This is a genomic window from Lentzea sp. NPDC004782 (assembly GCF_040609115.1).
Lineage (GTDB): Bacteria > Actinomycetota > Actinomycetes > Mycobacteriales > Pseudonocardiaceae > Lentzea.
Map to the genome: position 1 here is coordinate 13,151 of NZ_JBEXJN010000013.1, position 13,726 is coordinate 26,876.

Here is a 13,726-nt window from a genome sequence, read left to right on the forward strand (position 1 = left end):
TCATGGAACGTCTTGAAGACCAGCTCGTCGCCGACTTCTACAACTACGAGGCCCTGCTCAGCGACGAGGAGCGCAAGATCCTGCTGAGCGCCCGCGAGTTCATGACCACCGAGATCAAGCCGATGGTCAACGAGTACTGGGCGCGCGGCGAGTTCCCGCCCGAGCTGATCGACAAGTTCCGCGGCGCCGGCCTCACCGCGTTGTCGTACGAGGGTTACGGCGAACACCCCGCCGCCGTCAGCAACCTGCTCACCGGCATGCTCGCGATGGAGCTGACCCGCACCGACGCGTCGGTCGCGACCTTCTTCGGCGTCCACAACGGACTGGCGATGTACTCGATCTACGCGGGCGGCGACCAGGAGCAGCGCGACCGCTGGCTGCCCGCCATGGCCGCGATGGACAAGATCGGCGCGTTCGCGATGACCGAACCGCTCGGCGGCTCCGACGTGGCGGGCGGCATGCGCACCACCGCGCGCCGCGAGGGCGACACGTGGATCCTCAACGGCGCCAAGAAGTGGATCGGCAACGCCACCTTCGCCGACTACGTCGTCGTGTGGGCCCGTGACGAGGAGGACAACCACGTCAAGGGGTTCGTCGTCGAGAAGGGCACGCCCGGCTTCGTCGCCGAGAAGATCGAGGGCAAGATCGCGTTCCGGATCGTGGAGAACGCCGAGATCACCCTGACCGACGTCCGCGTGCCGGAGGCGAACCGGCTGCAGCGCATCAACTCGTTCCGCGACGTCGCGGAGATCCTGCGCGCCACCCGCGGCGGCGTCGCCTGGCAGGCGCTCGGCGTGATGATCGGCGCCTACGAACTGGCCCTGGCCTACGCCCAGGAGCGCAAGCAGTTCGGCCGCCCGATCGCCCGCTTCCAGATGGTCCAGGACCTGCTGGTGCGCTCGCTCGGCAACATCACCGCCTCGTGGGGCATGCTGGTGCAGCTCGCGAAGCTGCAGGACGCCGGCATCTTCCAGGACGAGCACTCGTCGCTCGCCAAGGCGTTCGTCACCTCCCGGATGCGCGAGGTCGTCGCCTGGAGCCGGGAGATCCTCGGCGGCAACGGCATCGTGCTCGGCTACGACGTGGCCCGCTTCTTCGCCGACGCGGAGGCGATCTACTCGTTCGAGGGCACCCGTGAGATGAACACGCTGATCGTCGGCAAGGCGATCACCGGGCAGAGCGCCTTCGTGTGAGTCCGAGTGCTCGATGAAGGGCGCCTTACTCCACCTCAGGTGGATGAAGGCGCCCTTCATCGACGACGAACGCGTGCCAGAGGTTCAGGGCCACAGCAGTTCGCGCGTCCAGTGCGATCCGCCCTTGCGGACGTACTGGACGCGCACGTGTTTGCGGGTCGTGTCGCCCTGCCAGAACTCGACCTCGTCCGCTGTCAGGTGGTACAGCGTCCAGGCCGGAGCGACGGTGTCCGGTGCGTTCTCGACCCGTTCGACCGACTCGGCGAGCGCGGTGTCGAGCTCCGCGCGGTCGGCCAGCAGGTCGCTCTGCCGTCCCAGCAAAGCGTTTGCGCGGGCGCTGGGGGAGCGGGCCAGGAAGTCCCGCGCGCTGTCCTCGCCGTTGGCCACGCTGACCGCGCCCCGCACCCGCACCTGACGGCCGAGCGCCGGCCAGTAGAACGTGAGTGCGGCCCAGGGCGTGTTCGCGAGCTCCTTGCCCTTGCGGCTCACCGCACTCGACGCGAAGTGCCACACGCCGTCGGCGAGGTCCTTGAGGATCAGCACCCGCGCGGACGGGCGACCGGCAGGGTCCACAGTGGACAGCGTCAGCGCGTGCGGCTCGATCACCCCGGCGTCGACGGCGTCCGACAGCCACGTGCCGAACAGCTCGTCCGGGTCCGAGGGAGCATCGGCGGGGTCGAACGCGGGCAACGGCCCGGCGAGCGACGGCAGGCCACGCAGCAGGTCAGCGACTGTCATGTCACCGAGGATAGGTGTGGATCTCGGTGGCTTTCAGCGAAACCCACAGAGTGGTACCGGGCTGAAGCCGCAGTTCGGCCATCGTGGCGGTGGCGATGTCCGCGAGCACGGCGGGGGAGCCGTCGAGATCGACGCGGGTCGTGTGGGCGTGCTGCTCGACGCCGGACACGACGGCCTGCCAGGTGTTTCGCGGGCTTCCAGCGGGTTTCGACGGGAACAGGCTCACCGCGGACGGCGGGAACACCACGTGCACCGGGCCCTCGGCGGGCTCGGCGATCGTCAACGTGCCGCCCTCGTCGAGCCGGACCTCGGTGCCGGCAGCGACTCCGCGGTAGAAGTTGAGGCCGACGAGGTGCGCCACGTAGTCGGTGCGCGGTTGCCGGACGACCTCACGCGGCGTGCCCTGCTGGACGACGCGGCCGTCCTCCAGGATGACGATCCGGTCGGCGAGCACCATCGCGTCCAACGGGTCGTGCGTGACCAGCAACGTGTGTCCGGGGTAGTCCGCCAGGTGCCTGCCGAGCTCGGACCGCACGCGCAGGCGGGTGCTGACGTCCAGAGCGGCCAGCGGTTCGTCGAGCAGCAGCAGTTCCGGCGACGTGGCGAGGGCGCGGGCGAGGGCGACGCGCTGGGCCTGGCCGCCGGAGAGCGTGCGGGGCTTGGCCCTGGCGAAGCCCGCGAGCCCGACCTGGTCGAGCCACCGCAGCGCGACGGCGTTGGCCTCGGCCTTGCGGGTGCCGCGGGCGCGCAGGCCGAACGCGACGTTGTCGAGCGCGGTCATGTGCGCGAAGAGCAGGTAGTCCTGGAACACCACGCCGATCGGGCGTTTCTCGGCGGGCAGACCGTCCCAAGTGGACTCGCCGACCCGGACGCGGCCACCGGGCAGCAGGCCGGCGAGAGCGCGCAGGGCGGTGGTCTTGCCGGCGCCGTTGGGACCGAGCAGCGCGACGACCTCGCCCGCCTCGACAGCCAGGTCGAGGTGGAGCGAGAAGCCTGCGCGCTGGACGCGGAGGTCGGCGTGCAGGGTCATGCGCTGATCCACCTGTCCCGCAGCCCCGCCAGCACCGCGACGGAGACGAACAGGAGCACGACGCTGAGCACGATCGCGGCGTCCGGGTCGCTCTCCAGCGCCAGGTAGACGGCCAGCGGCATGGTCGTCGTCCGGCCGGGGAAGTTGCCGGCGAACGTGATCGTGGCGCCGAACTCGCCGAGCGCCCGCGCCCAGCACAGCACGGTTCCGGCGACCACCCCCGGCATCACGCTCGGCAGCGTCACGCGGCGGAACGTCAGCCAGCGCGAGGCCCCCAGCGTGGCGGCGGCTTCCTCGTAACGCGGATCAGCCGCCCGCAACGCACCCTCGACCGAGATCACCAGGAACGGCATCGCCACGAACGCCTCCGCGAGCACGACTCCCGCCGTGGTGAAGGGAAGCGAGATCCCGAACCACTGGTCGAGGTACTGGCCGGCCACGCCCCGTCGCCCGAGCACGAGCAGCAACGCCACCCCGCCCACCACGGGCGGCAGGACCAGCGGCACGGTCACGAGAGCGCGGAGCAGCCCCCGTCCCGGCAGGTCGCCGCGCGCGAGCAACCACGCGAGCGGCACGCCGAGGACGAGACAGACGACCGTGGCGAGCGACGCGCAGACCAGCGAGAGCCGCAGCGCCTGCCCGACCTCCTCGCTGAACAGCTGAGCCGGCAGAGTCTCCCACGGCGTCTTGACGAGCAGCCCTGCCAGCGGCACGAGCAGGAACGCGAGCCCGACGACCGCGGGCAGGACCAGGACGACCGGCAGCCGTGACCTCACGGCGCCGCGAAGCCCGCCTCGAAGAGCACCTTCCTGCCCTTCTCCGACAGCACGTAGTCGACGAAAGCCTTGGCGGCCACCGCGTTCGGCGCCTTGGCCAGTGGTGCGACGGGATAGTCGTTGACCGCGCTGGAGGCCTCGGCGAAGTCCACGCCCTCCACCTTGTCCCCGGCGGCCTTGACGTCCGTGCGGTAGACGAGCGCCGCGTCGACCTCGCCCAGCGACACCTTGGTCAGCACGGCCTTCACGTCCTGCTCCAGCGTGTCCGGCGCGGGCGTGACCTTCGCGGCCTCGAACACCTTCTTCGCCGCCGCCCCGCACGGCACCTGCTCCGCGCACAGCGCGATCTTCAGATCGGCCCCGGCGAAGTCGGCGAGCCCGGTGACCTTGCGCGGGTTGCCCTTCGGCACCGCGATCTGCAGCGTGTTCTTCGCGAACGTCGCCGGCGCCGCCGTGACCGCACCGGTGTCGGTCACCTGCTTCATGTTGGCGGGCGCCGCGGACGCGAACACGTCGGCGGGTGCGCCCTGGTTGATCTGCTGCGCCAGCGCCGAGCTGCCCGCGAAGTTGAACGTGACCTCCACGCCGGGGTTCGCGGCCTCGAACTCCGCGCCCAGCTTGCGGAACGACTCGGTCAGCGACGCCGCCGCGAACACCGTGACCTGGCCGGTGACCCCGGTGCCGTTCGTGGTCGCGGGGGCCGGGGACCCGCAACCGGCCAGCAGCAGGGCCGCGACGGCGAGGACTCCCTTCACCTCAGGCCTCCGGGATCTCGACGACGACGTGGGTGGACTTGATGGAGGCGACGGCGACGCTGCCCACCTCGAGGCCGAGTTCGTCCGCGGACTCGCGGCTCATCAGCGAAGTGATGCGGAACGGCCCGGCCTGCATGTCGACCTGGGCCATGACGCCGTCCTTGACGACGCGCGTGACGATGCCCTTCATCCGGTTGCGCGCCGAGGCCGCCACCGTGACGCCGGGTTCGGTCACCTCGGTCATCTTCTGCGCGAACTCGGCCAGTTCGGTGCCGTTCACGCCCTTTCGCCCGTTGTCGAGGACGACGGGGTGAAGGCGTCCCTGGTCTATCCACCGGCGCAGGGTGTCGTCACTGACCCCGAGCAGCGCGGCGGCTTCGCTGATCCGCAGATTCGGCACGGACGGCAGCTTATGTCCGCATCTGCGGAGGATTCAAGCGTGGTGGGACGGTCTTCGTCGAAGGGCTAGCCTGTCGAGTTGAAGAATTCTTCAACTCGACAGGTTGTGGTGCCGTGAACGAGTTCAGGGACAACCTCCTCGCCCGCATCGAGCAGGCCGAGGAAGCCGTGCGCCTGGCGAACGAACAGCAGGACACGTACGCCGCCGAGACGCACGGTGCCGACCTCGCCAACCTCCGCCGGCTCGCCGCAGAGCACGGGGTGAAGTGACGCGCGCTCCACGTCGATGAAGGGCTCCTTCCTCCACCTCAGGTCGATGAAGGAGCCCTTCATCGAACGCTAGGCGTGCCCGGCGATGCGGTGCGGTTCGTACGCGGACTCCAGCAGCTGCACCTCGTCGTCGGTCAGCTCCACGTCCAGCGACGCCACCGCGTCGTCCAGGTGCGCGGGCTTGGTCACGCCGACGATCGGGGCGGTGACCACCGGGTTGCGGTGCAGCCACGCCAGCGCGACCTGGGCCCGTGACACGCCACGGGCGGCCGCGACCTCGGCCACCCGCTCGACGACCGCTCGGTCCGAGTCGACGTACAAAGTGGACCCGAACTCGTCGGTCTCGGTGCGGGCGGTCGTGGCGTCCCAGTCGCGGGTCAGGCGGCCGCGGGCCAGCGGGCTCCACGGGATCACGGCGACGCCCTGGTCCGCGCACAACGGCAGCATCTCGCGTTCCTCCTCGCGGTAGAGGAGGTTGTAGTGGTTCTGCATCGACACGAACCGCGTCCAGCCGTTCTCGCGCTGCGTGAACAGCGCCTTGGCGAACTGCCACGCGTACATGGACGACGCGCCGATGTACCGGGCCTTGCCGGACTTCACCACGTCGTGCAGCGCTTCCAGCGTCTCCTCCAGCGGGACGGACGCGTCGAAGCGGTGGATCTGGTACAGGTCCACGTAGTCGGTGCCCAGGCGCTGCAACGAGTTGTCGATCTCGGCGAAGATCGCCTTGCGGGAGAGCCCGGCGCCGTTCACGCCGGGGCGCATGCGGCCGTGGACCTTCGTGGCGAGCACGATCTCCTCGCGGCGCGCGAAGTCGCGCAGCGCGCGGCCGGTGATCTCCTCGGAGGAACCGGCCGAGTAGACGTTGGCGGTGTCGAAGAAGTTGATCCCGGCCTCGACGGCGGCCTTGATGAACGGCCGGGACTCCTCCTCCGGCATCGACCACGCGTGGTTGCCCAGCGACGGTTCTCCGTAACTCATCATGCCGAGGCAGATCTCGGACACGTCCATGCCGGCGAGCTTGGTGTAACGCACGGTCAGCCCCTCAGGAAAGCAACGATCACGGTCGGGTGACGGCGACGACAACCCGTTCAACATCAACCTAGTCCGGCTCGCCGGATCGTGCCCGTCTTCAACACGACAGTGGCAACTGTGCGGTGACAGCTGACGTGCGGGTTTAGCGTCCTCCTGTGACGAGCATCGAGGTGGTCGCGGCGCCGCAGGACGTGCTGGCGTGGAGCCGGGCCATGATCGACGCACCGCTGAAAGCCGCGATCGCGACGCTTCCGGACGAAACGCGCGAGGTCGTCGAGTACAACCGGTCGGACTTCTCGGCGGCCGCGCTCGCGTTGCTCGCCGCCGACTGCATCGGTGACGCCACCATGGCGATCCAGGTCGCGACCGCGCTCGAACTCGCCGTCCAGCACGAACAGCTGCACGCCGACCTGATGACGCGGGCGGTGAGCCGGAGCCACCAGCCGAGCGCGTGGGTGGAGTTCGGCGACGACCGGGCCGTCTCCGCCGCCGACGCGCTGCTGACGCTCTCCTTCGCGCAGCTCGGCAAGCCGGAGGTGATGATCCTCAACGCCGCTCTGCTGTCCGTTGTGGACGGTTATGTCCAGGAAGCCGAGATGGACGAACGCGACGACGTCGACATCGCCGAGCACCTGGGCGTGGCGGCGGCGAAGCACTCGGCGCTGTCGGCGTGCGCGTGCGAGCTCGGCGCACTGGCCGCCGGGGCGAGCCGGAGCCAGGCCGGCCACCTCAGGGAGTTCGGCGACGACGTCGGCCTGGCGCGCAAGCACGTGGACGACGTCCTGGCCATCTGGGGCGGCGCGCCGGTCAGCGGACGGCCGCTCTACGACGACCTCGCTCACCGCCGCCGCACCCTGCCGGTGGTCGCGGCGATCAACGCGGGTACGGACGTCTACGCGACCGATGCGTCACCACAGGAGCTGGCCGTGCTGGTCGAGCGGGCGGGCGGCCGGAAGTGGTGCGAGCAGCAGGCCGAGCTGCTGCTCGCCCGCGCCCTGCACCACCTGCGTCAGGCGGGGCCCAGGGCGCGGGCGGCGGACGAGCTGTTCGGGCTCGCCAGGGAGGTCACGACCGCCAGGTGTGCACCGGCTCGAACCCCAGCACCCGCCGTGCCTTCTCAATCGACAGCAACGTCTCGTGAGGACCGAACTCCCTCTTGATCGGCACGCCCGGATAGACCTTGGCGACCAACTCGTCGTTCGGCGTCGTCATGCACGTGTCGGCGTTCGCGATGATGAACACGTCGAAGCCCGTCGCGTTGTGCGCCAACGCTTTGCGCACGGCCTGAGCACCGTCTCGTGCGTCGATGTACGACCAGAGGTTCCACTTGCGCGCGAACGGGTCGGCGTCGAACGGGAAGCGCTCGTAGTCGTGCGGCTCCATCACGTTCGAGAACCGCAAACCGATGATCTTCATCTCCGGTTCCCAGCGGCAGAACTGCTGCGCGAGCGTCTCGTCGACCAGCTTGCCCAGCGAGTACGACGTCTCCGGCCGCCCCGCGTACTCCTCGTCGACCGGGATGTACGGCGGGGGCGTGTCGAACGGCAGCCCGAGCACCGTCTCGCTGGACGCCCACACCACGTTGCGCACCTTGGCGAGCCGTGCCGCGGCGAACACGTTGTAGGTGCTCGTCACGTTGTTGTGGAACGTCTTCGCGTTGGGCGCCACGCCAGGACCGGGGATCGCCGCCAGGTGCACCACCGCGTCCAGCCCGTCGTACCGGTCGTCGATCCCGCTGATCGCCTCCACGACCTGGCCGTAGTCGGTCAGGTCGAGCTGGGTGAACTCGCCACCCCGAGGCGTGGACGGAGCCTTCCGGTCGAGGTTGTGGACCTCCCAGCCGTGCTCCAGCAGGTCGGCCACGACGGCGCGCCCGAGCTTGCCGCTGCCTCCGGTCACCGCGACACGTTGAGTCATGAGTCAAATTATTGCCTGACGATGACCGCTACGGGCGCAGGACGAGCTTCCCCGCGGCGTGGCCGGTGGCGCTGAGCTCGTGTGCCCGGCCGGCTTCGGCCAGCGGCAGGCTCTCCGCGACGCGCACGGCGAGCTTGCCGTCGGCGGCGAGGCGGGCGTACTCGGCCAGCCTGGCACCGAACGGCTCACCGCCGCCGCCGGAGAACGTGACACCCAGTTCGGCCGCCTGCGGATCGGCGATGGTGACGATCCGGTCGGTCCCGCCGCGCAGTTCGATCGACAGCGGCAGGTCGCCCTGGCCGGCGGCGTCGAACACCGCGTCGACGCCCTGCGGTGCGGCGGCGCGGACCCGGTCGGCGAGGCCGTCTCCGTAGGCGACCGGGATGGCGCCGAGGGAACGCAGGTAGTCGTGGTTGCCGGGGGACGCGGTGCCGATGACCGTGGCGCCGCGGGCCACCGCGAGCTGGACGGCGACGGCGCCGACCACACCGGCCGCCCCGTGCAGCAGCAGCGTTTCGCCGTCCTTGATCTCCAGGATGTCGAGGACGCGAACCGCGGTCTCGACGGCCACCGGCAACGCGGCGGCCGTGTCCCAGCCGAGGTCCGCGGGCTTCGGCGCGAAATCGGTGGCCAGCGCGTACTCGGCGTACGCGCCCGTGACAGTCCAGCCCAGTACCTCGTCGCCCACCGCGACCCCGGTGACGCCATCGCCGACCTCGTCGACGACACCGGCGGCCTCCAGGCCGGGAGTCACCGGGAACGGCGAGGTGAAGTGCGGCATCCAGCCGTTGCGGATCTTGTAGTCCAGCGGGTTGACCGCGGCCGCCACGACTTTCAGCCGGATCTGTCCGGGTCCGGCGTGCGGCTCCGCGACCTCCTCCAGGCGCAGGACTTCCGGGCCGCCGAACTCGGTGTAGGTGATCGCCTTCATGTCTCACTCCAGTCGTTGATCGATGTGTCAATCCTGGCGACCACGCCGGTCGGGGTGAGCCAGCACTTCGGCTAGTTCGCGCTAGCCGAAAGGCCAGCCGGCGACTCGTCCTGACGGACTACGCTCGACGTCGTGGACCTGCTGACGGCAGTTGAGGTGATCCAGGCGCCGCTGGGCGAGACGTTGCCGCGGCTGTCCGAGGCGCTTGCCGCGACGATTCCCCACCGGGCGGTCGCCGAGCTGTCCAACTGCTCGTTCGCGCCGTTCAAGTTCCGCGGCGAGTCGCCGGGGCCGACCACCGCGGACCTCGACGCGTTGCGGCCGTTCGTGCCCGCGCGGGGCAACTGGCAGGGGCGGGCGGTCATGGCCGGTGTCGAGGTCCCGGTGGTGGTCCTGGCCAGCGAGGTCACCGCGCCGAGTGCGCTGCTGGTCTTCCTGCGCACCGACGACACCGCGCTGCCCGACGAGGTGCTGGCGCCCGCCCAAGCCCTGTGGGACCTGGTGACCGCGCACATGGAGGGCCTGCGCAACGAGGCCGTGCCGGCGACGCTCGCGGTGTCCAGGGCGGCCGCGGCGGCACGTGCCACGACCATCGCCGACCTGGGCGACGCCTACGGCACCGCGCTGACCTCGTTGCTCGGTGTCCTGCGCGACCGCACCGTGGACGACACGACCGCCCGCTCGCGCGCCGTCGACCTCGCCGTGACCGCGCTGGTCGATCTGCGCTCACGGGCCGAGCTCGAACGCGCGCTGACCGAGGAACGGGCGGGCGGCGCCTTCGACCGGCTCGCCGAGTCGGTGCGGCGGGTGTTGCGCGGCCGCGGTGTGCGACTGGACCTCGGCACGCCCGGCGCCGAGGAGGGCGCGGACCGCGGCCTGCCGACCGAGGTCGCGTCCACGGCCAGTGCCGTGGTCAGGTCCACCGTGCACGCGATGCTGGACGACCAGCGCGGCGTGCGGCGCGTGCACATCGCCTGGAAGGTCGCCGGGACGGTGCTGAAGGCGACCGTGCGGGACGACGGTCCGGGCACCCTGTCGTGCGGCAGCCTCGACGTCCGCCGAGTCGCGGAACGCCTGGGCCCGCTCGGCGGAGGGGCGGAGGTGGACGCGGTTCCCGGCTGGGGCACGACCGTGACGATCGAGATCCCGCTCGGCCCGGCGGAGACCCCGCGCGAGGATCCGCTGACCGTGCTGGGCGCGCGGGAGCTGGAGGTGCTGGGTCAGCTCGCCCGCGGCCGCCGCAACCGCGAGATCGCCGGGGAACTGCACATCAGCGAGTCCACGGTGAAGTTCCACGTGGCGAAGATCCTGGAGAAGCTGGGCGTCACCTCTCGCGGTGAGGCGGCCGCGCTCGCCCACGAGTGGGGGGCAACCGCGGTTCGTTAGTTCCCCGGGCAAATTCACCGCGATATTCCTCGCGGCTTGTCCACTTTCTCCGCAGTTCCTCGGAATAGCCCAGGCGGCGCATTGATGAGGAGAAGCGGGTGGGTACTGTGGGTGTGTGACGCGCCGCCTTTTCCGAGCGCTCCTCGTCGTTTTGCTGATGACGTGCGCTGTCGTTTCCCAGGGCTGTTCGGGTGATTCCGGACGGCCGGGAGGCTTTGTGTACCAGTTGCAGGGCTATCCGGACGGGCGGCTCGACGCGCTGGCCGCCGCGCCGTTCCGGATCGCCGTCGTCGACCTGGCCCGCGACGGCGGTTCGTCCTATTTCCGGGCCGATGAGATCAGTGCGCTGAAGGCGTCCGGCAAACGGGTGCTCGCCTACTTCGAGATCGGCTCGATCGAGTCGTTCCGGCCGGACTTCGCGGCGGTCCGCGACGAGGGGCTGCTGCTCAACGAGTGGCCGAGCTGGCCGGGTGAGCGCTTCGTCCGCTACTGGGAGCCGCGCTGGTGGGAGCTGGCCGTGCGGCCGCGGCTCGACCAGGCGCTGAGCAGCGGCTTCGACGGGGTCTACCTCGACACCCCGCTCGCCTACGAGGAGATCGACCTCGCGCTCGTGCCGTCGGCCGATCGGGCCGGGCTCGGGCGCCGCATGACCGACCTCATCATGCGGATCAGCGCGCACGTCAAGCGGGCGAACCCGGCGTTCGGCGTCTTCCCGCAGAATTCGCCGGAGCTGCGCGAAAATTCCGGTTACGTCGACGCGATCGACGGAATCGGAATGGAGGAACTCTTCTTCAGGGCGACCGACGAACCGTGCACCGCGGACTTCTGCGCGGAGAACCTCGCGGCCGTGCGGAAGCTGAAGGAAGCCGGGAAGACGATTTTGGCGGTGGACTACGCGACTCGCCCGCAGAACGTGGCCGAAGCGTGCCGTCGTTATCGCGAAGAAGGATTCGAAGGATATGTGACGGTGCGCGCGCTCGACACGATCGCGGCACCGTGCCACTGATCGCAGGGAGGAGTCGATCGTGACAGGCGAAGAACCGGAATTCCGTCAGGTGGGCATCATCGGAATGGGGTACGTCGGGCTCACGCTCGCCGCGGCGCTGGCCCGCCGCGGCTACGAGGTGCACGGCGTGGACACCCAGCCCGCGCTGCTCGACACGCTGGCGAAGGGCCGTCCGCACATCTTCGAACCGGGCGTCGAGGACGTGTTCCGGGAGTGGGTCGGCAGGCGGATCTTCCTCTCGCACGACCTGCCGGACTCCGGGGTCGACGCGGCGATCATCTGCGTCTCCACTCCGGTCGGCGAGTCCGGGCACGACCCGTACCTGCTCAACCTCGCCGCGGCGGCCGAGCACATCGCGAAGAGGTGCTCGCCGGACACGCTGGTCGTGGTGCGCAGCACCGTTCCGGTCGGCGCGACGCGGTCGGTGGTGCTGCCCAAGCTCCTCGACGCGTGGGGGTCGGCGCGGCTGGTGATGGCACCCGAACGCACGATCCAGGGCCAGGCACTGCGCGAGCTGGTCGAGCTGCCGCAGGTGGTCGGCGGTCTCGACGACGAGAGCCTGCGGCGGGGGCTCGCGTTGTTCGGCGGTCTCTCGGCCCAGCTCGTGCCGGTGTCGGGGCTGGAGACCGCCGAGCTGGTCAAGCTCGTGAACAACTGCCACACGGACGTCATCTACTCGTTCGGCAACGAGGTGGCCCGGCTGACCGAGCGGCTCGGGCTCGACCCGCTGGAGGTGATCAGAGCGACCAATGTGGACTATCCGCGTCCCGACATCGCGAAGCCCGGTTACGTCGGCGGCGGCTGCCTGTCGAAGGACCCGTACCTGCTGCTGTCCGCGGCCGGTCAGGCCGGCTACGTCCCGTCGCTGATCGAGGCCGCCCGCGAGGTCAACGAGGATCTGCCCGCGCACGTCGCGGAACGCGTGCTGGCCCTGATGGGAGAACCGGACGGCAAGAGGCTGCTCGTGCTCGGCTGGGCGTACAAGGGCTGGCCGCCCACCGACGACATGCGCGGCACGCCGATCGCCTCGATGATGCCGGTCTTCACGCGCGACGGCGTGCGGGTGCTCGGCCACGACCCGCTCGTCGGCGACGACGTGATCAGGCAGTACGGCGGCGAACCCGCCGACATCGCCACCGGTTTCGCGACCGCGGACGCGGTGCTGGTGATCACTGATCATCCGGAGTACCGCGCCCTCGACGTCGACGGGTTGCTGCCGGGCTCGAACGTGCGGCTCGTCTACGACTCGTGGCGCGTCCTCGACGAGAGCCGCGTGACCGGGCACGGGGTCCGTTACGCGGGCCTCGGCTACGAACCGGCGGTGGCACGATGAAGCACCTCCTCCTCGGCGGCGCGGGCTTCATCGGCCTGCACCTCGCCCGGCGGCTGCTCGCCGACGGGCACGACGTGACGGTCGTGGACGACTTCTCGCGCGGCCGGCGCGATCCCGAGCTCGACGCGCTGGACGTGCCGGTGATCTCCGCGGACCTCACCGACCCGGCGTCGTTCGCCGCGCTGCCCCGTGACTGCGACCAGGTGCACCTGCTCGCCGCGGTGGTGGGCGTCCGCAACGTCGAACGCGATCCGGCGCGAGTGGTGCGGATCAACACGCTGGTCGTGCTCAACACGCTGGACTGGATCACCGCGCCGCAGCGGTTGTTCTTCGCCTCCACCAGCGAGACCTACGCGGGCGGGGTCTCGATGGGGGTCGTGCCGGTGCCCACGCCGGAGACCGTGCCGCTCGTGGTCGAGGACGTCACCGCACCCCGGTTCGCCTACGCGGTCAGCAAGATGCTCGGCGAGGCCGCGGTGGTGCACGCGGGCCGCGCGAAGGGCGTGCCCGTCGTCGTCGGGCGCTTCCACAACGTGTACGGCCCGCGGATGGGCGCGGACCACGTCATCCCGGAGCTGTCCCTGCGGGCGTTGCGGCGCGAGGACCCGTTCGTCGTCTACGGAATCGACCAGCACCGGGCGTTCTGCTACGTGGACGACGCCGTCGAGGCGGTGGTGCGGCTGACGGGCACGGACGCGGCCGCCGGCCGGATCGTCCACATCGGAGACGACACGGCCGAGACCAACATCGGTGAACTGGCCGAGCTCGTGCTCAGGATCGCGGGGCACGCCCCGGTCGTCGAGAAGGAACCGGCCCCGCAGGGTTCGGTCGCCCGCCGCTGCCCCGACCTCACCCTGCTGCGCGACCTCACCGGGTACGCGCCGCGCACATCTCTCGACGAGGGCGTCCGCCGCACCTTCGACTGGTACCGCGCCCGCTCCTGAACCGCCCGCGATG

General features: G+C 70.4%; 15 protein-coding genes. 7 read left to right on the plus strand and 8 right to left on the minus strand.

Going from position 1 to position 13,726, the window contains the following annotated elements; genetic code table 11:
* Positions 1-2 precede the first annotated feature (2 nt).
* Entirely contained in the window at positions 3-1,193 is a 1,191-nt protein-coding gene (locus tag ABZV40_RS14380; RefSeq protein ID WP_355440189.1) for an acyl-CoA dehydrogenase family protein, read from the plus strand.
* 84 nt (positions 1,194-1,277) lie between these two features.
* Here ABZV40_RS14380 and ABZV40_RS14385 read toward each other — a convergent pair whose 3' ends face one another.
* Genes ABZV40_RS14385 through ABZV40_RS14405 form a run of 5 tightly spaced genes read right to left on the minus strand, consistent with a single transcriptional unit; the run spans position 1,278 to position 4,892 of the window.
* Positions 1,278-1,931 carry a pyridoxal 5'-phosphate synthase gene (locus ABZV40_RS14385; RefSeq protein WP_355440192.1) on the minus strand — a complete coding sequence of 218 codons (654 nt, stop codon included), beginning with the start codon at positions 1,929-1,931 and terminating at the stop codon, positions 1,278-1,280.
* A gap of 1 nt (position 1,932) precedes the next feature.
* Entirely contained in the window at positions 1,933-2,961 is a 1,029-nt protein-coding gene (locus ABZV40_RS14390) for an ABC transporter ATP-binding protein (RefSeq protein WP_355440194.1), read from the minus strand.
* Positions 2,958-3,737, minus strand: a complete 780-nt coding sequence (gene modB, locus ABZV40_RS14395) for a molybdate ABC transporter permease subunit (protein ID WP_355440196.1) — start codon at positions 3,735-3,737, stop codon at positions 2,958-2,960. Before modB ends, ABZV40_RS14390 begins: the two co-directional genes overlap by 4 nt.
* Positions 3,734-4,492, minus strand: a complete 759-nt coding sequence (gene modA / locus ABZV40_RS14400) for a molybdate ABC transporter substrate-binding protein (protein WP_355440198.1) — start codon at positions 4,490-4,492, stop codon at positions 3,734-3,736. The genes modB and modA overlap by 4 nt, the downstream gene beginning before the upstream one ends.
* 1 nt (position 4,493) lies before the next feature.
* Positions 4,494-4,892 carry a helix-turn-helix transcriptional regulator gene (locus tag ABZV40_RS14405; RefSeq protein WP_355440201.1) on the minus strand — a complete coding sequence of 133 codons (399 nt, stop codon included), beginning with the start codon at positions 4,890-4,892 and terminating at the stop codon, positions 4,494-4,496.
* A gap of 113 nt (positions 4,893-5,005) precedes the next feature.
* On the opposite strand from ABZV40_RS14405, the gene ABZV40_RS14410 reads away from it, so the two are divergent.
* On the plus strand, positions 5,006-5,161 hold the full coding sequence (locus tag ABZV40_RS14410) for a hypothetical protein (protein ID WP_355440204.1): 156 nt from the start codon (positions 5,006-5,008) through the stop codon (positions 5,159-5,161).
* Between the two features lie 69 nt (positions 5,162-5,230).
* Here the strand turns inward: ABZV40_RS14410 and ABZV40_RS14415 are convergent, their stop codons facing one another.
* Positions 5,231-6,196: an aldo/keto reductase gene (locus tag ABZV40_RS14415; RefSeq protein ID WP_355440206.1), complete on the minus strand. Its 966-nt coding sequence runs from the start codon at positions 6,194-6,196 to the stop codon at positions 5,231-5,233.
* A gap of 155 nt (positions 6,197-6,351) precedes the next feature.
* On the opposite strand from ABZV40_RS14415, the gene ABZV40_RS14420 reads away from it, so the two are divergent.
* On the plus strand, positions 6,352-7,356 hold the full coding sequence (locus ABZV40_RS14420; protein ID WP_355440209.1) for a polyprenyl synthetase family protein: 1,005 nt from the start codon (positions 6,352-6,354) through the stop codon (positions 7,354-7,356).
* On the opposite strand, the gene ABZV40_RS14425 is transcribed toward ABZV40_RS14420, so the two are convergent.
* Both ABZV40_RS14425 and ABZV40_RS14430 read right to left on the minus strand, forming a co-directional pair.
* Positions 7,262-8,113 carry an NAD(P)-dependent oxidoreductase gene (locus ABZV40_RS14425; RefSeq protein WP_355440212.1) on the minus strand — a complete coding sequence of 284 codons (852 nt, stop codon included), beginning with the start codon at positions 8,111-8,113 and terminating at the stop codon, positions 7,262-7,264. The genes ABZV40_RS14420 and ABZV40_RS14425 overlap by 95 nt on opposite strands.
* A gap of 28 nt (positions 8,114-8,141) precedes the next feature.
* A complete protein-coding gene (locus tag ABZV40_RS14430) occupies positions 8,142-9,044 on the minus strand; it encodes an NADP-dependent oxidoreductase (protein WP_355440216.1) in 903 nt (300 codons plus the stop codon).
* A gap of 132 nt (positions 9,045-9,176) precedes the next feature.
* Between ABZV40_RS14430 and ABZV40_RS14435 the strand changes: the two genes are divergently transcribed.
* The 4 genes from ABZV40_RS14435 (at position 9,177) to ABZV40_RS14450 (ending at position 13,713) form a co-directional block, all read left to right on the plus strand.
* Positions 9,177-10,430 carry a response regulator transcription factor gene (locus tag ABZV40_RS14435; protein ID WP_355440219.1) on the plus strand — a complete coding sequence of 418 codons (1,254 nt, stop codon included), beginning with the start codon at positions 9,177-9,179 and terminating at the stop codon, positions 10,428-10,430.
* 217 nt (positions 10,431-10,647) lie between these two features.
* Complete coding sequence (locus tag ABZV40_RS14440; RefSeq protein ID WP_355440222.1) at positions 10,648-11,436, plus strand: endo alpha-1,4 polygalactosaminidase; 789 nt, start codon at positions 10,648-10,650, stop codon at positions 11,434-11,436.
* Between the two features lie 19 nt (positions 11,437-11,455).
* Complete coding sequence (locus tag ABZV40_RS14445) at positions 11,456-12,769, plus strand: nucleotide sugar dehydrogenase (RefSeq protein ID WP_355440225.1); 1,314 nt, start codon at positions 11,456-11,458, stop codon at positions 12,767-12,769.
* The gene (locus ABZV40_RS14450) at positions 12,766-13,713 is read left to right on the plus strand and encodes an NAD-dependent epimerase/dehydratase family protein (RefSeq protein ID WP_355440227.1); all 948 of its coding nucleotides are present in this window, start codon (positions 12,766-12,768) and stop codon (positions 13,711-13,713) included. The genes ABZV40_RS14445 and ABZV40_RS14450 overlap by 4 nt, the downstream gene beginning before the upstream one ends.
* Positions 13,714-13,726: the final 13 nt, after the last annotated feature.